This is a genomic window from Paractinoplanes toevensis (assembly GCF_018332695.1).
In the GTDB taxonomy this organism is placed as follows: domain Bacteria; phylum Actinomycetota; class Actinomycetes; order Mycobacteriales; family Micromonosporaceae; genus Actinoplanes; species Actinoplanes toevensis.
Window position 1 is genome coordinate 63,961 of the sequence record NZ_BOQN01000050.1, and the last position, 24,421, is coordinate 88,381.

Below are 24,421 nucleotides of genomic sequence, written 5' to 3' on the forward strand. Positions count from 1 at the left end.
GTCCGTAGGTGTCAGCACACTAGCGTCCCGCCCGGCACCTTGATGTTCTGGCACCCGCCGTACCCCGGGGATCCGGGGATCGGGAAGTTGTAGCTGGGTGCCGTGGACGGTGGCGAACCGGGGCTCGAACTCCCGCCGTCGCCGCCGTTGCCGCGGTTGTTGCCGCCACCGCTGCCGCTGCCGCCGCCGCGGTTGCTCGGGCCGCTGCTGCCGCCGCCGCCCCCGAAGATCACTTCGTGCCGGTTCTTGCCGCAGTCGTTGTATTTGAAGCAGGCGACGGTGTTCCAGCTGGCGTTCTCCAGTTGAAGCATGTTGCCCCAACGGTCGAACTGGTCCATCTGTTTGATCTGCCAGAACTGAGGTCCGGTTGTCGGATAGAGGCCCTTGTATCTGCTCGTGATTTGCCGGTAGTAGTCGATGTTGGACTGCCGGAACCCGTCCGCCATGTTGAACTTGTCGACGAGCCTCTTGTAGTCGCCGGGGTCACTCGATTTCATGAGGCTGTTCCAAGCACCGTCGGCAAGCTTGCTCGCCCCCGCGTCGAACGTGTTGAACGCGCGCTTGGCTTTCTTCAAGGAAGCGGTCGTCTTGAGAGCGCTGAGGACCGCCTTGCCACTCCGGGCGGCGGTCCCGATGCCGGGAACCAGACCGGCGACACCGAGACCGCAGTCGACCAGCTGCCCGCCGTAGCAGCTCTTACCGGTTTCCAGGGCACCGAATCCCGCTGAGATCAGGCCAAGACCGGCACCGACGCCGGGGATCGGCGCGGTCACGATGGCGAGCACACCGGTGATCGTCGAGATCGTGCCCGCGTTCTTGTAGAGGTAGTTGCCAGTCGCCTTGACCGCGCCGGTGACCGCGTTGGACGCCTTCTTCATCCAGCCCGGCCACTGGCCGTCCGGATCGGAGAAGGTGAGCGGGTTGCTCCACGAATAGGTGTACGGGTTGAGCGACCGTGGCTCGTTCATCTCGATCAGCGGGTCGACCGAGAGGAACACCCCGTGCAGCTGGTCGTAGAGCCGGGCGCCCAGGTGGGTCAGGCCAGTGTTGTCGTTCGTGCCGCCGACGAAGCCCTTGTCATTGGCCCACGCCGGGTTGGTGCCGCGCGGCGAACCGTACGGGTTCTGCCGCCGGATGCTGTAGTCCTGGGTGGCCGCGTCGATCTGCACCTGTGCGGTGCCCTGGTGGTCGACGCCCAGCCAGGTCAGGCCCTTCTCGGTGCGTGACGCCACGGTCGAGTTGCCGAACGTGTAGTAGCGCGTGCAGGACGTCTGCTTGGTGGTGCTGTCGTACCGGACCTCCTGGCCCGGCAGGTACAGCGTCTTGCCCTTGGGGTCGACCCGGATCAGCCGGTTGCCGTCCGCGTCGTACAGGAAGGTGGTCTTGCCGGTGGTGTCCGAGGCCGACTCCACCTCGCCCTCGATATCCCAGGTGAGGGTCTGAGTGCCGGACGCCGAGGTGGGCCGGGTGAGCGTGTTGCCCATTTCGTCGTAGGTGTACGACCCGGTGGTGGCGCCGGTGGTGCCGGTGATCGCGTGCGGCCGGGCCGTCCCGGCCGCCGGGTAGGCGTAGTTGGTGGTCGAGTCGCCGAACGCCGAGTGCGCGGTCATCGTCTTGCGGTTGCCGACCGCGTCGAACGTCCAGCTGTTCCAGTACGCCGCCGGCCCGCCGAGAGTGTTGGCCGCCGGGGCGGCCGAGCAGTTCCCGGCCGTGTTCGGCGTCCACGCCTCGGTGAGGCGCTGCAGCCGGTCGTAGGTGAAGCACTGGGTGTCGGTGACGGCCGCGTCGCTGACGTCGGTGGCGCTGGTGACGTTGCCGTAGTCGTCGTAGGTGAAGGTCTTGTCGGCCAGCAGGTAGGGCGCCGCCTTGTCACGCTGGATCCGCACCCCGGTCAGGCGGCCGGTCTCCAGCTCGCGCCGGAACGACTGCCACACCACGTTGCCGGTGCCGGTGGTCAGCTTGTACTGGTCGAGCAGGTTGAGCGCGTTGTAGACGGTCTCGCCCACGTACGTCAGCGCCGTGTTCTCGCCGTACGTCGAGGTCAGCGACGTGGCCCGGTCGAACTTGCTCCACCCGTACTTCATGGTCTCCAGCGGCAGGCCGCCGGCCGGAGCGTAGCTGCTGGTAGCGAGCGAGTCGTCCTTGTTGTAGCTGTTCCGGAAGGTGTAGGTGCCGGCGACGCCGGTCTCGCTGACCGGGATGGTGTATTCAGAGCCGAGGCTCTGGTAGCCGTCGGTGTAGCCGAGCTGCTTGATGACGTACGGCGCCGAGCCGACCATCCGGCTGCTCTGGGTCAGCTGACCCTTCGCGAGAGTGTCGTAGGTCCAGCTCGCGCGCACGGTGCCGCCGATCGCCCCCTCGAACATCACCCGCTTGCGGTTGAGCGCGTCGTAGGAGAAGGCCAGCGTCTTCTGCCGGGCGTCGGTCTTGGTCTTGATTCGGTTCGCGTCGTCGTAGGTGGTCGTCACCTTGCCCTTGTCCGGGTCGGTGAAGGTGGTCTCCCGGCCGCGGATGTCGTACTGGTAGGTCCACGTGTTGCCGGACGCGTCGACGACGTCGGTGAGCTGCCCCTTGCGGTCCCGCTTGTAGAGGGTGGTCTGCCAGCTGCCGGCCGTACCCGGGGTGGGCGTGCCGCCGGCCGTGTACTCCCGCAGCTCGGTGTTGTCCCCTCGGGCGTTGATCACGGTCGAGGTGGCGGTGCCGCCGTTGGCTGGGGTGGTGTCAGTGCGGTCACCGGCGTAGTAGGTGCTGGTCCGCCACCGTTCCTTGTCGTACGGCTGGAAGATCTCGGCGACCTTGCGGCCGGCGCCATCAAACACCGTCCGGGTCTGGTCCGGCACGAAGGCCCGCTCGGTGGTGGTGATCAGATCGCCGCTCGGCGTGCCGCCGGTGTGGTAGGCGGCGAACGTCTTGCTGGCCCGCCCGGCTGAGTCGTAGAACATCTCGGTGACCAGGCGCCCCCCGGACGGCGACGATGCCTGGGTCTGCCGGGTGCGCATCAGTCCGTCGCTGAGCGCCCAGGCGGTCGTGTACGTGCCGTCGATGTTGAGCTTCGAGGTGGAGATCGCGGTGGCCGCGTCCTTGCGTACGTAGTAGGCGAACTTGGCCTCGGCCGGATCAGTGCCCTTGACCGAGCCGGGCCCCCACACCGAGGTGAGTCGGCCCATCGGGTCGTGCTGCAGGTCGGTGCGCTTGAGGTTGGGGTCGATGGTCGCCGTCGCGTGACCCCAGGCCGGGTCGAGGATGCTGACCGTCTGGTGGCCGAGCGCGTTGGTGATCGTGCTCTGGGTGACCGGGCCGTCCAGCTTCGGCAGATATTCGGTGGTGGTGGTCGCGCCGCCCTCGACGGTGCTGACGAGGGTGCGGCCATGCTCGTCGAAGGTGCTGGTGCCGGTGGTGACGAAAGTGGGTGCGCCGGCGTTCCAGGCCGACATGGTCTCGATCTTGGTCGGGTCGCCGACCGTGGGCGTGGCCTCGAACGCGAGCCCGTCGAAGGACGTGCGGGTCTCGCCGATCACATCCGCGTCGGTGAGTGTCCCGCCGGTATCGGCACACTTCACGGCGTAGTTCTGCACCCGGTGCAGGTTCGCGAGGAGCCATTTGTCCTCGTTGCGCGGGGTGTAGTCGTTGACCGTGCACCGCTCGTCACCGGTGATGCTCTCCACGCCGTAGTCGTCGATCTTCTCGGCGAGGCCGTACTTGTCGTACGTGGTCGTGCTGCGGGTGACCCGCTCGCCCCGGTTGTTGTCGAGGGTGGTGTAGTCGCGCGTGGTCGCCGTGCGGACGAAGCGGGCGGTGACGGTGTCGCCGTTGAACGTGCGGGTGGCCGTCGCCGCGGACGCCCACGGATCGCTGACGTGGCGGGAGACCACCGCGCCGCCCGGCCCGTTGAACGTCTTCGACTCGCGCTCCATCCCCCCGTACCAGTCCTCGTCGTTGATCCCGTCGATCTGGACGCTGCGGGTGCCGCCGGAGGCATTGAGCCGGTCACCGTGCATGCCGCGGAAGTAGCGGGTCTCCGAGTAGGTCTGCTCGCCGGGGTCGCCGACGGTGACGCCCACCCGGGCGAAGCCGCGGAAGCCCGACCAGGTCTTGACCTTCGCCTTGACCAGGCCGTCGTCGTCGGCGTAGTGCCAGGCCGCGCCGTCGAGGTAGCTGTACTTGTAGACGACGCGGGGGCTGCCCTGCGGCTGGACGCCGCCGGTGTGGTCGTCGTTGTAGACGGTGTCGACGACCCACTTGTTGAACCAGTCGGTGACGTAGTTGGCGTAGCCCTCGGGCTTCCACAGCACCGGGTAGCAGAGCCGGGTGTTGGTGGCCGGCGACGGCTTGTCGTTGGCCTTGCAGTCCTGCGGCTTGTAGGTGACGTTGACCGTGCCGCCCGACTCGTTCTCGATCTTCGCGATCCGCCACCAGTTCATCGCGGCCGCGAAGTCGATGGTGTCGACCCGGTTGGCCAGCTGTACTCCGGTGAAGGTGACCTCGGGCAGCGTCGCGGTGCCGCCGACCAGGCCGGCCTGCTGGATCTTGTCGAGCCACAGACCGGCGCGGGTGGTGTCACCCGGGTCGGGGAAGCTCTGGGTCAGCGTCCAGCGGTCGACGTTGGACAACGCGCCGCTCTTGCGGACCTGGGTGGTGATGGTGGACAGCCGCTTGGTCGACCAGAACGTCGGCGCGTAGTTGTCGCAGTCGGTCTGGGCCGCCGTGCACTCCTGGTCCCAGGGCACGTCCGGCCAGTGCGTCTCGTCCTTGGTCGTGCAGCTCGACAGGCAGCGGTCGGCGACCGCGAAGTCGACCCGCATCGGCGGGGTGCCGCTGAAGTAGTTGTCGGCCCCGGAGATCCGGCGGGTGCCGTAGTCGACGTGGTCGAGCCAGCCGCCCCGGTCGTAGACCGCTTTGTCGTCCTTGTCGACGTTGCGCAGGTAGCGGTTCTGCTCGTTCTGGTACCAGTACGACATCGAGTTGCCGTGCAGGTCGACGACGTAGTCGAGGTTCCACCGCCAGGCCTGCAGGCAGTCGGAGTCGGCGAACTTGGTGGCGTGGCAGGGCTCGTTCGGCTCGTTGCCGAAGACCGGCACGGTCCACGCCGAGTTGGTCTCGGCGGCGTTGGTGGTCCAGCCCGGCAGCCGGTTGCGGCCGAACCAGTACTCGGTGCCGTCGGTGGTGGTGACGACCCACCATTCCCCGTCGTTGTCGCCGTTGGTGGCGCCGGTGCGCCGCTCGATCTTCGAGCCGTCCTCGGAGCGCAGGTGCCAGCGCTTCTCGGTGGAGTTGTAGAGCAACTCACCGGAGCTGCCGTTGAGCGACAGCGTGGCGTTGTCGGTCTCCCAGCAGTTGTCGCCGGTCTCGTCGTCGTTGTTGTTCTGGTCGCCGTCCCGGTCGTCGCCGCAGGACGTGTAGGTGCGCTCGATGTACCCGCCCGGCCAGGCCTCGAAGCCCTCGCCGACCCAGGACGGCTGGTTGTTGCTGGCCGCGTGCCGCCCGTCCACCGACTGCGACGAGTAGCTCAGGTCGACCGTCGGGGTCGGCCCGCCCAGCGACGGCGGCACCCGCATCGGGTACGACCAGGTGAACGCGCCGGTGTTGCCGCCGGCCGTCCAGGTCGACGACGCCTGCAGCGAGGTCGCCGAGTAGTCACCGGCCGGGCCGGACTTGCCGGCGGCGACCGCCACCAGGCTTCCGGTGGTGGCCAGTGCGGACACCGTCTTGGCCTTGGTGTCGTTCTTCGTGGCCAGCGGTTTTCCGGCGCACTCGGCCGCTTCCGGCCGATCCAGCGCACAGGTCGGCAGCTGCACCAACCTCAGCCGGGAGGCCCAGTCGGCGCCGTACGCCGTGGCGTACGGCGCGTAGTCGACCGTGAGCTGGACGTTGCCGGCGCCGGCCCGCCCGTCGGCCCGATCCATCCGCATCAGCACGCCACGCACGGCTGCCTTCTCGGTGGCCGCGCGATCGAAGACCTCGAGCCGCACCCGGCCGGGGTCGTTCGCGACCTTCTTCTCCGCCTGGACGGAAAGCCCGCCAACGGCCGTCTCGGCCGGCTTCAGGTCGAGGTAGCTTGCGCCCGCAGCCGGCCATACCGGCGCCGGCTTGTCCAGGGCGGACGGCACCTTCGTGGCCACCCGGGCGGCCACGTCGACCAGCTTGGTGGGCACGTCCTTGATCTTCTCGGTGGCCGGCTTGCCGGGTTTGGGCGCGCCGCCGTCGGGTCCGGCGTACGCGGGGGCGCTGAGCAGCGCCGCCCCCGTGACGGCCGTGATGGTCAGTGCCAGAAGTTTTCTGGGCAGGGTCAAGTGCACCGGGTACCTCCGGAGAAGGACAGACAGGGGGCGGGGTCAGCTGGTCGGCGCGTCGAGGCGCAATCCGATTCCGGGGCGGAGTACCGGCTGCCGGTACGTGTACTGGAGCGCGACGGTCCCCTCGGCGTTCTCGATGCCGATGGTGGCGGCGCCGCCCTTCTCCAGGAACGTGCCGTCGATGTCGGTGTAGGCGAAGCTGTAGCCGCCGGCCTCGTCGAGGATGGCCTGGAACGTCACCCGGGTGTTCGGGTCCTCGTAGGAGGAGACGTTGCGCCACTCGACGACGAACTGCCGGTTGGGTGCCGTGCCCCGGGTCGCCGTCCGCACGCTGGCCGAGGAGTCCACGACCCAGTCGTGCCAGAACGGGTAGACCGCGTTGTTCGGCTCCTCGGGGAACTTCAGCGACGGGATCGGCCAGGCGTCCGAGGACGGCGTGCCCGGGTTCTCGTAGGTGAGCAGGCCGTTGCTGTCGATCCAGGCCGAGGTGTACGTGTTGCCGTAGTGCTTCACTGCGAACGGCAGGGTGATCTGGGTGATCGCCTCGTCGCCGGTGACCGGCAACACCGTGGTGTCGGCCGGGGTGTAGGCCACGGCTTGTTCGGTGATCCGGTAACCGGAGTTGGCCGGCGTCGCGGTGGCCGCGAAGTCGATCACCCCGGTGGTGTTGGTGCCGACCGTGACCTGGTTGACCGCCGAGCCGGCGCAGTCGCCGCTCGCCTGGGTGGCGATGACCGCGTAGTTGCCGGCCGGGACCGCCTCGATCCGGTAGGTGCCGTCCGCCGCGGTGGTCGCGCTGAGCCCGGCCACCTTGACGCCCGCCCCGGCGACCGGGGTGCCGGCGCAGGACACCGTGCCGGTCACCACGCCCTGGCCGGGCGGGTTGGGCTTGAACGTGATGCCCGTGCCGGAGCTGAGCACCTGCTCCTTGGCCGAGTACTGGAAGGCGATCGTCCCGGACGCGTTCTCGATGCCGATCGTCGCCGTGCTGCCCCGCTCACGCGGCTCGGTGCCGGTGATGTCGGCGTACGCCAGGGTGATCTCACCGGACTCGTTGAAGATGACCTCGAAGCTGGCCCGGGAGTTCGGGTAACCGAACTGGACCACGTTGCGCCACTCGACCACCCACTGCCGGTTCGGGGCCGTGCCGCTGGTCTTGGTGGCGATCTTCGAGTTGGCGTCGAGGACCCAGTCACTCCACTGGACGTAGACCGCGGCGTTCGGGATGCCCTCGGCCGCGAGCGACGGCAGCGGGCTGGACGCCGACCCGATCCAGCCGAAGTACATCGGGTCCTTGAAGCTGATCAGGCCGTTCGAGTTGATCCACGCCGAGGTGTAGGACTCGCCGTACAGCTTGATCGGGAACGGCGGGTTCTTCTGCCAGGTGACCTCGTCACCGGTCCAGTCCTCGGTGACCGTGCCGGGCACGAACGTCGTGGTTCCGGTGGTGCACTTGTAGCCGAACTCGTCGCCCTCGGTCATCACCGACAGGTCGATGTCGGCGACCCCGCCGGCGTACGGGACGACCTCCTTGGCCGACTGCCCCGCGCACCGGTTGTCGCCGGTCAGGGCGGCCACCGTGTACTCACCGACCGGCAGGCCGGTGAACTGGTAGGAGCCGTCGGCCGCGGCGACCGCCGTCTTGTTGCCCGGGTTCAGCGTGACCGTGAGGCCGGCCGCGGCCGTGCCGGTCACCGCGACCGAGACGGTGCCGCTGATCGTGCCGAGCGGAGCCGGCGTCCAGGTGATCGAGCTGTTGCTGCCCACCGCGGCGGTCAGGTACGAGTACTGGTTCGCCACCGTGCCGGAGGCGCTCTCGATGCCGACCGTGGCCGCCGCGCCCTGCTGCAGCGAGGTGGTCAGGGTGCCGTAGTGGAAGCTGATCGGCCCGCTCTCGGCGAACTTCGCCTCGAAGGTGATCCGGTCCGGGCCGCTCGGGCGGAACTTGACGTTGCGCCACTCGACGATCCAGGTCCGGTTCGGTGCCGTGCCGGTGACCTTGGTCAGCACGCTCGCCGAGGCGTCCACCTCGAGGTCGTCCCAGAACGGGGCGACCACCGAGTTGGGCAGGTCCGCGGTGGGCATCGCCGGGTTCACCGACTTGGTGGTGCCGGTGGAGTTGGTGCCGAAGGTGAGGTAGCCGTTGGTGCTGACGTAGACCGAGCTGAACGACAGGCCGTGCAGCTGGATCGGGAACGGCGTGGTCACCGCGGTGGAGAAGTCGTCGCCGGTCAGCGCGACCGCCGTGTCAGCGGCCTCGAACCCGCCGGTGCCGATGCTGCAGGCGTAGCCGAGCGCGCCGTAGTCCGGCCCGAGCTGGAGGTCCTTCACCGTGTCGGCGAAGAGCTCCACCTGGGCCGAGGCGGCGTGCACGCAGCGGCCGGCCGGCGCCGCCGACACCGTGTAGGCGTCGCCGACCAGGTCGGCGAAGCTCCAGGTGCCGTCGGCCGCGGTCTTCGTGGTCAGCCCGGACGGGTCGAGGGTGACCGTGACGTTGGCGGCGACCGCACCGGCGGCGTTCTTCAACGTGCCGGAGAGGTCGAACTTCTGCAGCGGGTCGGTCTCGACCGGCAGCGCGAACACGATCGACATGCCGCTGGCGAGCTGCGGGCTGTCCACCGAGTAGGGCAGGCCGTCGCCGCCGTCCGGCGCCTCGATGCCGATCGCCGCACCGGAGCCCTTCTCGGCGTCGGTGTCCAGGCCGTCGTAGTTGAAGGTCACGTCGCCGGCCTCGGCCAGGACGGCCTCGAACGAGACGCGCTTGCTGGTGTCGGCCTTCAGGGCCACGTTGTTCCACTGGATCGTGAAGGCACCGGTGGCCGTCTTGGTCTTGACGCTCGCCGACGAGTCCACCACCAGGTCGTCCCAGAACGGCGCGACCAGCGCATTCGGGTCGAGAGGGGCGGGCAGCGCGCCGCCGTTGTCCGGGTGCGAGCCGGCCGGGTCGTCGAAGCTGACCACGCCGTTGGTGTCCACCCAGGCCTTGCGGTAGGTCTGGCCGTAGTACGGGAAGGCGAACGGCAGGTCGACCGCGGTGACCGCGTCGTCGCCGGTCAGCGACAGGGCGGTGGTGCCGGCGGTCAGCGCCGCGGTGGCCGCGGTGCAGGTGTGCCCGATGTCGTCGGACCGCTTCATCAGATAGAGGTCACGGCGGATCAGGACGGTCCCGATCTCGATCTCGAACGAGTCGGAGATGCCGCAAGGTCCGCCCTTGGCGCCCTTGACCGTGTAGATGCCGGCGGCGAGGCCGGTGAAGCTGAATCCGCCGTCGGTGCCGGTGGTCTGGGTGAGACCGCCCGGGTTGAGGGTGACCGTCACCCCGGCGACCCCCTCGAACAGGTCCAGGTCGATCGCGGTACCGGCGACCCCGGCGGGCGAGGAGATCTCGAACGCCTCCTGGCTCACGATGCTGACCCGGCTGCCGGTGTCGACCGCCACCACATAGAGGATGTGGTCGCCGGCCGAGGTGCCGACGGTGACGTCGAACGCGGCGTTCGCGCCGGCCGCGACCGCGACCTCCTTGTCGAAGGCCTGGCTGTCCACGCTGTACTTGAACTTGGTGACGTTCAGGTCGGTGCCCGAGCTGAAGGTGACCGGCAGCTTGCCCCCGGCGGCGATCTCGGTCGCGCCGAGCGTGACCGTCGCCGGCAGCGGCTTGGCCTGGTCAAAGATCTTCGCGGCGGCCTCACCGAACGCGGTGACCCGCACGTCGTCGATGCCACCGGTCCAGAAGTCGGCGTCGGCGCCGTTCCACAGCCGCTTACCGATGGTGACCGTGTTGGTGGCGTTGAAGGTCGCCGTGGCGGTGGTGGTGGCGGTCTGCAGGACCCCGTCCACGTACAGCGTCATGGCCTTGGTCGTGGCGTTGTAGACGCCGGTGACGTAGGTCCACTTGTTGACCGTCGGCGCGGCGTTGGACAGCACCGAGTACTGCGCGGCGTTGTCGATGTCCGAGCCGCCGAGCGTGAACCGCCACTTGTTGTCCTCGCGCGAGTAGCCGAGCTGGTACGCGGAGGTGCGGGTGCCGTTGGCGGCGACCGCCGTCGGCTTGCCGGTGCCGCCCAGCGCGCTGAGCTTCACCCGGGCCGAGACGGTGAACGACGCGTCGGTGCGGATCGGGGTGGCCACGCCGGTGGTCGGGTGCGGCACGGTCAGCGCGCCGGTGCGGGTGGCGGCGCCGGTCCCGGTCAGGTTGAGCGCCTTGCCGACGTTCGAGCGACCGGCGACCCGGGCCGTCGTGCCGGTCAGCGTCGCGGTGTTGCCGTGCGTGCTGACGTCGGCGGGGTTGCCCGACTCCTCGTCGAAGTTCCACTCGGCGGCCGGCCCGTCACCGGTCTTCACCGTGAACGTGTAGAGAACCGGCGTCGAGTACCGGCCGGCCGCGTCCCGCGACCAGACGTAGAGCACGTTGCTGCCGTCGTGCAGCGGCGGCACGGTGATCTCGGCGCTGTAGTCGGCCTTCGCGGTCTGGGTGCGCGAGTTGGTGAGCACGCCGGAGTCGAGGCTGTAGGCGTACGACTTCACCTCGTGCGGCCGGGTGGTCGGCGCCGAGACCACGAACTTGCCGTTGATGCCGACCCCGCCGGACGGGGTGCTACCGGCCGGATAGTCGGTGGACAGCACTTTCGAGGGTGGTGCCGGTGGGGTCGCGTCGACGGTGAACTCGCAGGTGCCCGACGATGGGCCGGAGACCTTCCCGTCGCTGGTCACGGCGTTCCAGGCGTACGTGGCACCATCGGTGAGCCGGCCGCTCGGGATGGCCTTGGACGCGCTGGCCGGGTTGCCGCTGGCGAACGTGATCTTGTTGCTCTCTGACTTCGCGCCACCCAGCTGCCACCAGTAGAAGCTGGTGGTCAGCGACTGCTGGTCGGTGTCCGGGTCGGAGTGCTTGGCGGCGAGGAACGGCGTCGCGCTCAGCACGTACGGGCGGGACGCTCCGGTGGCGCAGACCTTGCCGTCCGACTTGCGGTCGGTGGGGGCGTTCGGCTTCGAGTTGTACGTGACCGAGAGCTTCGGGGAGGCGTGGTTGAACCGCTTCCACTGGTTCTTGGTGCCCTCGTCGATGGCGCGCAGGCCCAGGGTGGCCGTCGTCGACTTCTGCGTCTCCACGACGTACTTGATGATCGAGGTGACGTTGAACTCGTCGGTGCCGGGACCGCTGCAGCCGTGTACGGCGCCGTTCTTGCGGTTCGCCGCGGTGGTCGCGGTCTTGCCGCTGTTCCAGGCCGGCTGCTTGTTCCAGGTGGTCTTGTTGGTGATCGCGCCGGTCAGCCAGACCTTGGCGTTCGACTTGGGGCTGCACGTCCAGGAGTGCCGCTGCTCGATGCGGAACTTCGCGTCCGTGACGATCTTGCCCTTGGCCTTGGCCACGTCCATCCGGAAGAACGAGCGGACGATGTGGTCGGCACAGCTGCTGCAGTCCTCGGTGCGGCCGGCGCCGGCCGAGCCGAACACCTTGCCGTCGGTGAGCGCGCCCGAGTTCTGCCAGAACGAGGAGCCGGGGTGCTTGCTCATCACGATCGCCCAGGCGTTGCCGGAGATGGCACCGGTGAACGAGGGGTCGATGTAGAGCGGGAACTTCGCGGTCGGGTCGGCCAGCAGCTTCCGGTCCGGGGACAGCGTCAGGGCGTCCTTGGCGACCTTCACACCCATGACGGCCTGGCGGGCGCCGCGCTCCGGCTCGTCGCCGTTCTTGACCTCGGGGGCCTGCTTCTTCTCCGCGACGGTCGACTCCAGCGACTCCGACGAGTCCCACATCATCGGGGCCGGCGCGGTGAAGACCGGCGAGCCGTCGCCGGCGTCGGCCGCGACCACGCCGCCACCGGCCTGCTTGGTCATCTTCAGTTTGTCGGTGTCGACGCCGAACTTCAGCGCCGCCAGCTTCGGGTTCTTCGCGGCGGCCGGCGTCTTGACCACCAGCACCTCGGAGAAGCCGAGCGCCGCGGCGGTGACCCGCAGGTCGACGCCGGGCAGCACCTCGCGGTAGACCGCGGTGTCGCCGTCGATCAGCGGCTTGGGCAGCGTGCCCGGCCAGGTCAGGCGCAGCTCGTGCGCGCCCTGCTTCAGCTCGAGCAGCGGCCCGGTGCCGCCGGCCGACAGCCGCACCGGCAGGACCGCGGCGCGCGGCGCGACGCCGTCCTGGCCGGCCACCAGGTTGGTGTCGACCGGGGTCCAGCCCTTGCCCTTGCGCACGCGCTCCGGCTCCATCGAGACCTCGAGGGTCTGCGAGCCGTCGTCGTTGAGGAACGTCTGGGTCATCTCGTCGCGCTGATCGAGAAGCTCGATCGGGCCGTCGCAGGTCTTCTGCGCGGCGACGGCGGCGGCCAGGTCGGGTTTCTCGGCCACGCAGGGCACCTTCGCGACGGGCGCCGCGACGGCGGGCTCGGCGGCGGGAACCACGACGAAGGCGGCCCCGACGACGGCGACCACCAAACCGATTTTGGACAGCATGAATCGACGACGAGACGCCACGTTTCCCCCGTGATCTCGAAACTCTGATCGAGCGAGATGAAATTAGATCGCGTTCGATTCAACGGTCAATCCCGTGGATCTTCACCGCCACCCGCTCTGACGATCCGCATAGGACGGCGCTTACCTGGGTGCCGAAGAAGGAACCCCAGGCCCGACGGCGTACTCACGGACGGTCACTGGGCCTTTCGGGCTATGCCACATCGGCCGAACGGGCGACCAGGTCGAACCATCTGGCCAGGTGGCCCGCAAGTTCCGGCATCACCCGGCAAGTTTCCGGAAACCCGCGGCCTCATCAGCGCCTCGATCGATCGAGGGAAGTCGATCACATTGAGGGGTTGACATGCGTCAATGTTACATCTAGTTTTCGAAAACATAGCCGATGCCACCGAAACTTCCGGGGCCGAGCAGCGGGAGGAATGGCGTTGACGTCTCCCGTCCCGCGCCGGCGCACCTGGCGGGCCGCACTTCGCCGGGACTGGCAGCTCTACTCGCTGGCCGTACTTCCGCTGCTGTTCTTCGTGGTCTTCCGCTACCTGCCGATGCTCGGCAACGTGATCGCCTTCCGGCGGTACTCCCCCGGCGGTGACCTGTTCGGCGAGTACTGGGTCGGGCTGCGCTATTTCAAGATGTTCCTGAACGATCCCTCGTTCTGGCAGGTCTTCACGAACACCCTGATCATCGGCGGGCTCACCCTGCTGTTCTGCTTCCCGCTGCCGATCGTGCTCGCCCTGCTGCTCAACGAGGTGCGCACCCGCTGGCTCAAGGGCTTCGTCCAGACCATCTCCTACCTGCCGCACTTCCTGTCGATCGTGGTGGTGGCCGGCATCGTCCTACAGGTCGTCTCGGTCGACGGGGTGGTCAATCAGGGCCTGCGCGCGGTGGGGCACGACGCGATCTCGTTCATCCAGGAGCCCGGCTGGTTCCGCACCATCTACGTCTCGTCCGAGGTGTGGCAGACGGTCGGCTGGGGCACGATCCTCTACCTGGCCGCGCTCACCACCATCGACGACGACCTCTACCAGGCGGCCCGGGTGGACGGCGCGAACCGGTGGCGGCAGACCTGGCACGTGACCCTGCCCGGCATCCGGCCGACGATGATGACGCTGCTGGTGCTCAACATCGGCACGTTCCTGGCGGTCGGGTTCGAGAAGATCCTGCTGCTCGCCAACCCGCTGACCTACCCGACCGCGGACGTCATCTCGACGTACCTGTACCGGGTCGGCATCGTCTCGGGCAGCTTCAGCTACGCCGCCGCGATCGGCCTGTTCGAATCGGTCATCGGGCTGACCCTGGTGCTCGGCGCGAACCGGCTCTCCCGCCGCCTGGTCGGGACGAGCCTGTGGTGACCCGCGGTTACCGCGCGTTCCAGGCGGTCAACGCGGCCGTCCTCACCGTGGTCGTGGTGGTCACCCTCTTCCCGTTCGTCAACATCCTGGCCCGCTCGTTCAGCGGTGAGCGGGAGATCCGGTCGGGCCAGGTCAGCCTGATCCCGCGGGGCTTCACCGCCGAGACGTACCGGCACGTCATGTCCGACTCGATGTTCTGGACGAACTATCGCAACACCGTGGTCTACACGGTCGTGGCGACGCTCATCTCGATCGTGCTGACCACCTGCTACGCGTACGTCCTCTCGAAGCGCCGGCTGAAGGGCCGCGGCGTGCTGGTCGGCATCGCGATTTTCACGATGTTCTTCAACGGCGGCCTGATCCCCAACTACGTGCTGGTCAGCTCGCTCGGACTGCGCAACACGCTGTGGGCGATCGTGCTGCCGAACGCGATCAGCGTCTTCAACCTGCTGGTGATGAAGGCGTTCTTCGAGAGCCTGCCGGTCGAGCTGGAGGAGGCGGCCGCGGTCGACGGCGCCTCCCAGTACGGCACGCTGTGGCGGATCGTGCTGCCGCTGTCCAAGGCGATCCTGGCCACGATGCTGCTGTTCTACGCGGTGTCGTTCTGGAACTCGTGGTTCGCCGGCTTCCTCTACATGGACCGGCAGGAGCTCTTCCCGGTCACCGTCTACCTGCGCAACCTGATCGCCGGTGCCACCGCCGGCGTCGACCAGACCGCGGCCAGCGACTCCGCGCTGCAGATCGCGGCCAGCATCCAGGCCGTCACCATCGTGCTCACCATGCTCCCGATCCTGCTCGTCTACCCCTTCATCCAGCGGTATTTCGTCTCCGGCGTGATGCTCGGCGCCGTGAAGGGCTAGGCCCGTCCCCCACATTGGAGTTCCCCCATGGTTCAGCTCTCCCGACGACAGCTACTGGCCGCGGCCGGTGCCGCCACGGTCGCCTCGCTCGCCGGCTGCGACAGCGGCGACGGTGCCGACTCCGCCGATGTGAACGACAAGAAGGCCGGCTCGATGGACGGCTTCAAGGTCGGCGACCAGTTCAAGGCAACCGAGCCGCTCAAGTTCTCGATAATGATGCTCAGCAACCAGAACTACCCGTTCAAGCCGGACTGGCCGATGCTGACCGAGCTCACCAAGCGCACCAACGTCTCGTTCGAGCCGACCGCGGTGCCGGGCAGCGACTACAACCAGAAGGTCAGCGTGGTGGTGAGCGCGGGCAACGCCCCGCAGATCATCCCGAAGACCTACCATCCGGCCGAGGAGGCGTTCATCGCCGGCGGCGCGATCCTCCCGGTGAGCGACTACGTCCACCTCATGCCGCACTTCACCGAGAAGGTGCAGCGCTGGAACCTGCAGGGCAACCTCGCGGCGATCAGCCAGCAGGACGGGAAGTACTACCTGCTGCCCGGCCTGCACGAGGCGGTCTGGCAGGACTACTCGCTGGGCATGCGCACCGACATCCTGGAGAAGCACGGCCTGGCCGTGCCGGCCACCTGGGACGACCTGACCACCACGCTGCGCGGGCTGCGGAAGGCGTACCCGGACCGCTATCCGTTCTCGGACCGGTGGAGCACGCAGAAACCCGGCCCGGGCGCCAACAACCTTCTCGGCCTGCTCGCCGCGTCCTACGGCACGTACGCCGGCTGGACCTACCAGACCGCCTACTGGGACGGCGGCGCCGGAAAGTTCGTCCTCAGCGGCGCGATGGAGCAGTACAAGCAGGTCGTGCAGTACCTGCAGATCCTGGTCAGCGAGAAGCTGATGGACCCGGAGAGCTTCACCCAGACCGACGACGCGGCCCGGCAGAAGTTCGCCTCCGGCAAGTCGTTCGTGCTCAGCGTCAACGCGCAGACCGTGGTCAACGAGGCCCGGCTGGACATCGCGAAGGTCCCCGGCGCGAAGGTCGCGAAGATCCCGCTGCCGACCGGGCCGATGGGCGCGACGCTGTCCGGCGAGGCGCGGCTGGAGAACGGCATCATGCTCGGCAAGAAGGCCCTGGAGAGCAAGAATTTCGTCGCGATGCTCCAGTTCATCGACTGGCTCTGGTATTCGGACGCCGGGCTGATGTTCAGCAAGTGGGGCATCGAGGGCGAGACCTACACCGGCAGCCTCGACGACGGCTCGTTCAAGCTCAACCCGCAGATCAAGTGGGCCGGCCTCAACCCGTCGGCGCCCAAGAACCTCCAGGTCGACTACGGCTACTTCAACGGCGTCTTCGCGTACGGCGGAAGCACCAAGATTTTGAATTCGCAGTTCTCGGACGAGGAGAAGGCGTTCCAGGCCGAGATGAACAAGCGGACGACCCGCGAGGTGGGCCCGCCGCACCCGTTCAGCCCGGAGGAACGCGAGCAGGCCGGCCTCTGGGAGGCCGCCATCGCCGACCACGTCAACCAGTCGACGCTGGCCTTCATCCTGGGCAAGCGGCCGCTGAGCGAGTGGGACGCGTACGTCGCCGAGTTGAAGGCCAAGGGCGGCGACAAGTACATCGACCTGGCCAACAAGGCTTACGACCGGTTCAAGGAGAAGAAGTGAATTGATCGCGACGCTCGGCCGGGTCGCCTCCGGAGTACACACCCTGCTCGTGGTCGAAGTGCTCCTGCTGCTCACCGGCGCGCCCGGCCTCGTGCTGCTGGTGCTGCTCGACCGGGACGCCAGCAACATACCGCTCGCCGCGGCCTGCGCGATCCCGGTCGGGCCGGCGCTGTCCGCCGCGCTCTACGCGCTGCGGTGGCGCAGCGACGACCTGGCCGACCTCGAACCGGCCCGGGCGTTCCTCCGCGGCTACCGGTCGAACGCGGCCGGGGTTCTGAAGCTGTGGGTGCCGTGGCTGGCCTGGATGACCGTGCTCGGATTGAACTTCGGGCACGGCTGGTGGCCGATCCCGGTGGCCGTGGTGGCCGTGGTGGCCACGCTGTGGCAGGCGAACGCGCTGGTGATCGCGTCGCTGTTCGCGTTCCGGACCCGGGACACGGCCCGGCTGGCCGCCTACTTCCTGGTGCGCACGGCGCTCGGGACGGCCGGGCTGGTGGCGCTCGCCGTACTGGTCGTCGTGCTCTGGTCCGAGGCCGTGCTGGCCCTGGCGGCCGTGGGCTTCGCCGCGGCGTTGCTACGGACCGCCGGGCCGTTGCGCGCCGAGATCGAGGAGAAATTCATTCAATGACCAAGCTGCGGTACGGCGGTGACTACAACCCGGAGCAGTGGCCGGAGAAGGTGTGGGACGACGACTACCGGCTGTTCGACGCGGCCCGGATCGACACGCTCACCGTCGGCGTCTTCACCTGGGCGCTCACCCAGCCCGCCGAGGACACCTACGACTTCGCCGTGCTCGACCGGATCGTCGAGCGGGCCGCCGCCGAGGGCCGGGCGATCTGCCTGGCCACCGGCACCGCCGCGCACCCGGCCTGGCTGGCCCGCAAGCATCCCGAGGTGACCCGGGTCGACTTCGAGGGCCGCCGGCACCGATTCGGCCAGCGGCACAACTCCTGCCCCAGTTCCCCGGTCTTCCGGCGGCTGTCCACCGAGATGGCCGGCCGGCTGGGCCGGCGTTACGCGGGCAACCCGGCGATCGTCGCCTGGCACGTCGGCAACGAGTACGGCGGAGCCTGTTACTGCGACCACCGCGCGGCCGGCTTCCGGCACTGGCTGCGGGACCGGTACGGCACCCTGGATCGGCTCAACGACGCCTGGTACACCACGTTCTGGTCGCACACCTTCACCGCGTGGGACGAGATCGAGCCGCCGTCCGCGCTGACCGAGCACTGGCGCGGGCCCGACCACACCGCCTTCCAGGGCATCACCCTCGACTACCTGCGGTTCATGTCGGACGCCATGCTCGCCAACTTCCGCGACGAGAAAGCCGCAATCCGAGAATCCGATCCGGGTACGCCGGTGACCACCAACTTCATGGGCGCGTACCGGCCGATCGACTACCACCGCTGGGCCGCCGACCTCGACCTCGTCTCCTGGGACTGCTACCCGCCCGACGACGAGCATCCGGACTGGATGGCGTTCACCCACGACCTGATGCGCGGCATCCGGGGCGGGCAGCCGTTCTGGCTGATGGAACAGACGCCCAGCGTGACCGCCTGCCGGGACGTCAACCCGCTGAAGCGGCCCGGGATCCTGCGGCTGTGGAGCTGGCAGGCGGTGGCGCACGGCGCGGACGCGGTGCTGTTCTTCCAGATGCGGGCCGGACGCGGCGCGAGCGAGAAATACCACGGCGCGGTCATCGGGCACGCAGGGCGCGCCGATACCCGGGTGTTCCGCGAGGTGGCCGAGCTCGGCGCGGAACTGGAGCGGGCCGGCGACGCGGTGCTCGGCGGCCGGACGGCGGCCCGGGTGGCGATCCTGTTCGACTGGGACAGCTGGTGGGCCCTGGAGATCTCGGACGGGCCGTCCCGCCTGGTGCGCTACCAGGAGGTGGTGCGCGAATACCACCGCGCGGTCTGGGCGGCCGGGGCCGGCGTCGACGTGGTGCCGGTGACGGCCGACCTCTCGCCGTACGACGTGGTGCTCGCACCGGTCCTGCACATGGTCAAGGGTGAGCTGGCCGGCCGGCTCGAGGAGGTCGCGCGGCGCGGCGGCACGGTGCTGACGACGTTCCTGTCCGGCCGGGTCGACGAGGACGACAACGCGTTCCGCACCGACGTGCCGGGGCCGCTCGGCGATCTGATGGGCGTCCGCGTCGACGAGTGGGACGCCCGAGCGGCCGACGTGGTCAACCCGGTGGACTTCGGCGACCTGCAGACGGCCGGCCGCCTGGTGTTCGAGATCGTCGTTCCGTGCGGGGCGGAGCCGATCGCGACCTACCGGGACGACTTCTACGCCGGGACGCCCGCGGTGACCCGCAACGCGTTCGGCGCCGGCGAGGGCTGGTACGTGGCGACCGCGCTCGACCGGGCCGGCGTCGAACGGGTGGTGGGCCGGGTGCTGGACCGGCACGGGCTGCGCGGCCCGTACGCCGGGGTGCCCGGTCTGGAGGCCGCCCACCGCGGGCGGGTGACGTTCCTGCTGAACCACGGAGCCGAGCCGGTCTCGGTGGCCGCGCACGCCGACGCCCGGAACCTGCTCACCGGCGTACCCGTGCGTGAGGGTGACCCGCTCCTGGTGGCACCGCGCGACGTGCTGCTCCTGGTTCGGTAGATCCGGCGGCACCGGCGCCTCAGGCGGCGGCGCGCATCAGCCGGAGATGTCCGCGTAGGTCAGCCAGCGCTCGCGGGGTGACAACCGCAGCCGCACCTTGCTCGGGTCGACCCGGCCGAGGGCCGGCAGCCACTCCCGGATGCGCAGCTGGGCCGCCTCGGTGGCGTCGGCCAGTAGGCGCTGCACCGTCTCGTGGTCGCGGTGCTCCTGGGACAGCATCACGATCAGCTTGGCCCGGCCGCGGACCAGGTCGCCCCGGCACAGCCGGGACTGGGCGTAGGCGACCTCGCAGCGCCGGGCGTACGGCCGCAGCGCGGCCTGCACCTCGGTCAGCAGCGCCGGGGTGTCGACCGTGCGGTGCGGAAGCTGCCACCACAACCAGATCGGGTACGGCACCCGGCCGGTCGTGGTGGCCCCGGTCTGCTGGCTCGACGGCGGATAGGTGCAGCGCATCGCCGGGCTCACCGCCACCTTCCAGTCGGCGATCAGGCTGTCGTCGGGTTCGGCGTCGGCATCGCCGCCCAGCCGGGACAGCGCGTCGAGCCAGCCGCCGGTCCACTGCTGGGATGCCTCCGGGGCGTCGGCGGCCACCGGCAGCACGAGGTTGATGAATGTGGTGCGGTGCATGCTGGAGATGGAGGCGGCCAGCACCCCGATGCCCCGGGCCCGCAGCGCCGCCACGGCCGCCGCGGTCGTCCCGGTCCGGGACGGGCCGATGATGCTCGCGATGACCGCGGTCCGCGGGGTCAGCGCGGGTGCGTCCGGAAACAAGCGGTTCCGGGCCTGCCGGTAGCGCTCCCGGTCGAACCCGCGGATGGTGAACCATTCACCGCGTACCCGATTGAGCCGTTGATCGTCCAATTTGAGGCCGAAACCGTACTCCTCGGCGAGCGCGGCCAATTCCGTCTCGAAGTCCAGCCGGGCCTCGGACATCTTGGGGTCCACCCCGATCGAGAACCGCAGGCACGGCCCGATCGCGTCGCGCAACCGCTCGTTGGAGCCGTCGCCGCGCTCGGACCGGTGGGTCCGCGGGACCGGCGCGACCGGGGTGTGCAGGTGCAGCACCGGCGCGCCGCGCTCGGCGGCCAGCGCGGTGAGCTTCTCGATGACCAGCGCCTGCATGAGCGATTCCCGGTAGGTCGGGGACCAGTGGGTGTTGCCCAGCGTGATGAGCACCTCGACCTTGCGGGTGGACTGGTTGAGGAAGCCGGGATTGGGCACGGCGTACCCGGTGTACGAGTACGTGTCCCGCCCGGCCGGCTCCACCGGGCCGATCTGCACCCGGCCGCTGAACGCCGACATCGCCGACGGCCACGTCGACGTCGACACCGACAGACCGGCGGCGGAGAAGTGGCAGAAGTCGGTCGGCCAGGCGCTCGGATCCTCCTTGTCCAGGCCGACGTCCGGGTCGGACCCGGTGATGACCCCGGCCGCGGACGACCCGTGGGTCAGGCTGAACCGCACCGAGGAGAAGTACGTGCCGGCCGCCTCCGCCGCGATCCGGGCCAGCTCGGAGGACTTCGTGGAGTTCGCCGGTGACGTCACCTCACACCTCACCGCGTGCGTCGAAGAAATCGTCCGGCTCGACGGTGCGCCGGGCGGCCCCGCGCGCGTCCCGCAGCCAGCGTGGCACCCGCGCCGACCGGGGCACCGAGCTGCTGCGATGGATCCGCCGGGCGTAGAACTCACACAGACAACAGATCAGGATCAGGATCAGTACGCCGAGAGCGAGCTGGAACAACCGGGTCATCTCGCGGTCGGAGTGCACGGTGCCGACCACGATCGCCAGGGCGGTGGTCACCACCACCGAGGCCGCGGCCAGCGTGCGCTGGAACTTGTGCAGCTGGCCCAGCACCGATTTGGTGCTCGGCAGGTCGAGCCGGGCCAGCAGCAAGCCGGGCACCAGCAGCAGCACCGCGACGACGGCATCGGCCTGGTCGGGCGCGAAGTCCTCGGACACCGCCGACGAGTACAGCCAGGCGATCCCGCCGGACAGCAGCGTCCCGATGCCCAGCACCACCAGGGCCAGGCCGGCCACCATCCGGGTGATGCTCTCGATCAGGGCCGGCGCCTCGTCGGCGAGGGCCATGAAGGCGAAGACCCGGACCGGCTCGGTGGACTTCGGGCTCAGCTCCACCGAGGGCCGCCGCCAGTGCGCGTGGGCACCGTGTTCGCGGGGGTCGTTGTCGGTGGTGACGTCCCGGCCCACCTGTGTGGCCCGCAGCCCGGCGGCGATGTTCAGCAGGGCCGGCCCGGGCAGCCCGCTTCGGGCGAGGTGCTGCATGCCGTCGGCGGCGTAGTGCGCGCAGAACGCCGCGAGCACGTCGAGCGAGCAGTCCCCCGCCGACAGCGCCGCGATGACCTCGTCGGCGGTCAGCCGGGGTGGCGGGGGCGCCGAGCCGGGGCCGACCGGAATCGGCAGTCGGGCCAGGTAGGCCTCGTAACTCGCCAGGTCGACCAGCCGGCGCCGGCCCAGTTCGGCCAGCCGCGACGCGATGCCCTGCATCTCCAGCTCGAGCAGCTTGTGGTGGTCACCCAGCCGGGCCGCGCGCCGGGCCACCGACTCCAGGTCCTGGGCGAGCACCTCGACGAACTCCTCGTCGGCGTCGCTGGCCATCAGGAACCGCCGGACGCTGATCTCCTGCCGGACCTCCAGGGTCAGGTGGTACGCCTTGACCGAGCGCGGGATCTCGGTCTCGTACTCCACCACGAACTCGCGGTTCACCGGCAGCACGTTCTTGGCCAGGGTCTGCAGCGGCGACGGGCGATGCTGGGCCGGCAGCAGCGGAGCGTCCCAGGTCAGGAACCGCCGCGGCCGATCGAGGCCGAGCTGGGCGACCAGGATGTACTGCCGGGTGGCCAGCTGCAGGAGACGGGCGAACGGGATCAGCAACCGGTCCCCGCCCTCGGCCGGGAAAAGAGCGTCAAGACCGAGAAGCGCCAGATCCCGTACGGACTGGGAGTTGCCCTCCCGCACCGGCAGCTCGGCGTGGTCGAGCGGGGTGTGCAGCGGCTGCCCCACCGGTGACCCGACCATGATGAGCTCGGTGATCGCCGCCTCGATCAGCCACCGCGACCGCTGGTGGGTGTGCCGCAGCTGATGGATCGGGCCGGCCGGCGCGGACACGTCGTCGTGGGCGTTGATCAGCATGAAGAGCAGCTTCACGAACGCGGCGGCGGTGACCCGGTTGGCGTCGCGGTGCGACAGCCGCGGCACCACCTCGCCGTTCGAGTCGCGGATGACCACCGGCGCCAGGTCCCGCCGGCTGTACCGGGACACCGGCACCCACAGCGCCGTGTCGCCCGGCACGATGAGCGTGTCCCGCAGCCGCCCGGAGATCAGGTCGAGGTCGACGTCGACGCTGATCGCCCGGCTCATGTGCCCGCGGTCCATCAGCGTGAGGTGCTCCGACAGCCGCGCCAGATGGTCGAGCCGGAACGACAGGTCCATCAGCGCCAGTCCGAGCGCCGCCTCCCGGCTGGGGAACGTCATCGGCGCGGTGGGCACCGGCAGCGCCCGGATGAGCGTGCGCAGATGGTCCAGCGGCCCGTCACCCGTCCGCTCGGCGACCGCGGTGTGCCCCCGGACATGCACGGTCATGCGGCGACTCCTTCGCATCCGTTGCCATCCTTGCCGCCGGACGGCGACCGGCGGCTGATGTGTCGCCATGACGACTGCGGCTACACTCCGCGGCCATGAACGCTTCCTCCGCCTCCGCCGGCCTGCTCGACGAGGCCCTGGCGCTGCTGCGGGACGGCCGAACGGCCGGCGCCGAGGAGCTGATGAAACGGGCCGTGCGGCGGGCCGCCGAGCAGCACGGTGAGCAGAGTGCCGCCTGGGCGGACGCCCAGTCGGACATGGGCAACCTGCTGCTGCGCGCGCAGCAGCCGGCCTGGGCGGCCGAGTGCTTCCGGGCCGCGGCGTCCGTGCCGCCCGGCGACGATCGGGCGCGCTGGCTGGGCTATCAGCTCAACCTCGGGATCGCGCTGGCGCTGACCGACCGGCTCGACGAGGCCGCCAAGGTGCTGTGGGAGTCGCGGGCCGGCCGGCTCGAGCACTACGGCGCCGAGCACGTGGGCTACGCCGCCGGGCTGGAACCGGTCGCCGACATCCTGCTGCGGCTGGGCGACATCGAGGGCGCGCTCGCGGCGATCGAGGAAGCTCTGCCGATCTTCCAGGCCGCCGGGCACCAGCGGGTCGCCAGTTCGGTCGCTCTGCGCGGGGTGATCCTGCAGGCCCGCGGGCACACCGGGCCGCTCTTCCCGGGGCTGAAGGAGCTGCCCGACCACGTCGTGGAGCAGGTCGCCACGATCGCAGCGACCCGGGCCCGGCAGGGTCTCGGCCCGGATTCCGCCTACCTTCTCGTCGCCCACCTGGCCAACGCCCTGCGGGAACGGCTCGGACCGGACCATCCGGCCACGATCGAGGCATACACCGCCATGGCCGTCCAGGCCGTCGACCGCGGCGATCACAACGGCCGCATCGCGGCCCTGCGCCGGATCCTCGCCGCCTACGACCGCCAGGATCGGGCCGAGGAGGGCCTGGCCGCCGCGCTCGCCATCGCCGAGGCCCTCGGTGCGGCCGGGGAAACCCCGAAAAGCCTTCTGCGGTACGCGGATGCCGCCGCCCGGGCCGAGCGGATCGGGCGGGCCGATCTGGTCAGCCAGGCGCTGTTCGACTGGGGCCTCGCCCTGCAGGCCGTGGACCAGCCGGAGGAGGCCGCCGACCGGCTCGGCGAGGCGGCCGCCGCGGCCCGGGGCGGCGACGACCCGGTCCTGATCGGGCACATCTCCGCCGTGCACGGGATCTGTCTGCAGCATCTGGGCCGGCCGGCCGAGGCCCGCGCGGCCCTCGAGGAGAGCCTGTCCGTCCTGGAGCCACGCGACGACGCCGCGGGTGCGGCGCGCGCCCACCTGGTGGCGCTCCTCGACGAGCGGGAGTGTGACTGCGCCCGGCTGCGGGCCGAGGTCGAGCGGGGGTTCCAGGACTTCGTGCTGTCCCGGATGCCGGACGGCCTGCTCGAACGGTTCGACGTGCGGGTCGGTGGCGGCGACTTCACCGTCGATTTCGAGCTTCAGCGGGTGCTGACCGAGGACGAGGCGCGGCAGTTCGACGAGATCGTGCAGACCGGCCGGGCCGAGTTCAGCCGCCGGCTGGCGAGCTGAG

General features: G+C 69.7%; 10 protein-coding genes. 6 read left to right on the forward strand and 4 right to left on the reverse strand.

The annotated features are described in order from the left end of the window. Positions 1-11: 11 nt before the first annotated feature. Both Ato02nite_RS18340 and Ato02nite_RS18345 read right to left on the reverse strand, forming a co-directional pair. Positions 12-6,290 (reverse strand): RHS repeat-associated core domain-containing protein, encoded by a 6,279-nt coding sequence (locus Ato02nite_RS18340; RefSeq protein ID WP_246607158.1) that lies wholly within the window; start codon positions 6,288-6,290, stop codon positions 12-14. Between the two features lie 42 nt (positions 6,291-6,332). Then, positions 6,333-12,743 (reverse strand): NIDO-like domain-containing protein, encoded by a 6,411-nt coding sequence (locus Ato02nite_RS18345; protein ID WP_246607159.1) that lies wholly within the window; start codon positions 12,741-12,743, stop codon positions 6,333-6,335. A 443-nt stretch (positions 12,744-13,186) separates the two neighbouring features. Here Ato02nite_RS18345 and Ato02nite_RS18350 point away from each other — a divergent pair, with 443 nt between their 5' ends. Genes Ato02nite_RS18350 through Ato02nite_RS18370 form a run of 5 tightly spaced genes read left to right on the forward strand, consistent with a single transcriptional unit; the run spans position 13,187 to position 19,254 of the window. Then, the gene (locus Ato02nite_RS18350) at positions 13,187-14,110 is read left to right on the forward strand and encodes an ABC transporter permease (protein WP_438873052.1); all 924 of its coding nucleotides are present in this window, start codon (positions 13,187-13,189) and stop codon (positions 14,108-14,110) included. Next, positions 14,107-14,970: a carbohydrate ABC transporter permease gene (locus Ato02nite_RS18355; protein WP_246607162.1), complete on the forward strand. Its 864-nt coding sequence runs from the start codon at positions 14,107-14,109 to the stop codon at positions 14,968-14,970. The genes Ato02nite_RS18350 and Ato02nite_RS18355 overlap by 4 nt, the downstream gene beginning before the upstream one ends. A gap of 27 nt (positions 14,971-14,997) precedes the next feature. Continuing rightward, on the forward strand, positions 14,998-16,644 hold the full coding sequence (locus Ato02nite_RS18360; protein WP_213007774.1) for an ABC transporter substrate-binding protein: 1,647 nt from the start codon (positions 14,998-15,000) through the stop codon (positions 16,642-16,644). A gap of 1 nt (position 16,645) precedes the next feature. Then, the gene (locus Ato02nite_RS18365; protein ID WP_213007775.1) at positions 16,646-17,272 is read left to right on the forward strand and encodes a hypothetical protein; all 627 of its coding nucleotides are present in this window, start codon (positions 16,646-16,648) and stop codon (positions 17,270-17,272) included. Next, positions 17,269-19,254, forward strand: a complete 1,986-nt coding sequence (locus Ato02nite_RS18370) for a beta-galactosidase (protein WP_213007776.1) — start codon at positions 17,269-17,271, stop codon at positions 19,252-19,254. Before Ato02nite_RS18365 ends, Ato02nite_RS18370 begins: the two co-directional genes overlap by 4 nt. Before the next feature lie 36 nt (positions 19,255-19,290). Here Ato02nite_RS18370 and Ato02nite_RS18375 read toward each other — a convergent pair whose 3' ends face one another. Both Ato02nite_RS18375 and Ato02nite_RS18380 read right to left on the reverse strand, forming a co-directional pair. Next, the gene (locus Ato02nite_RS18375; protein ID WP_213007777.1) at positions 19,291-20,799 is read right to left on the reverse strand and encodes a hypothetical protein; all 1,509 of its coding nucleotides are present in this window, start codon (positions 20,797-20,799) and stop codon (positions 19,291-19,293) included. A 1-nt stretch (position 20,800) separates the two neighbouring features. Further along, positions 20,801-22,855, reverse strand: coding sequence for a hypothetical protein (locus Ato02nite_RS18380; RefSeq protein ID WP_213007778.1), 2,055 nt, complete (start codon positions 22,853-22,855; stop codon positions 20,801-20,803). A gap of 95 nt (positions 22,856-22,950) precedes the next feature. On the opposite strand from Ato02nite_RS18380, the gene Ato02nite_RS18385 reads away from it, so the two are divergent. Next, the gene (locus Ato02nite_RS18385) at positions 22,951-24,420 is read left to right on the forward strand and encodes a hypothetical protein (RefSeq protein ID WP_213007779.1); all 1,470 of its coding nucleotides are present in this window, start codon (positions 22,951-22,953) and stop codon (positions 24,418-24,420) included. Position 24,421 lies beyond the last annotated feature (1 nt).

What these genes read in the sequence shown, in the direction of transcription:
- Ato02nite_RS18380 (WP_213007778.1), bottom strand. Translation starts at nt 22,855, where the DNA reads ATGACCGTGCATGTCCGGGGGCACACCGCGGTCGCCGAGCGGACGGGT.
- Ato02nite_RS18345 (WP_246607159.1), bottom strand. Translation starts at nt 12,743, where the DNA reads ATGCTGTCCAAAATCGGTTTGGTGGTCGCCGTCGTCGGGGCCGCCTTC.
- Ato02nite_RS18360 (WP_213007774.1), top strand. Translation starts at nt 14,998, where the DNA reads ATGGTTCAGCTCTCCCGACGACAGCTACTGGCCGCGGCCGGTGCCGCC.
- Ato02nite_RS18370 (WP_213007776.1), top strand. Translation starts at nt 17,269, where the DNA reads ATGACCAAGCTGCGGTACGGCGGTGACTACAACCCGGAGCAGTGGCCG.
- Ato02nite_RS18385 (WP_213007779.1), top strand. Translation starts at nt 22,951, where the DNA reads ATGAACGCTTCCTCCGCCTCCGCCGGCCTGCTCGACGAGGCCCTGGCG.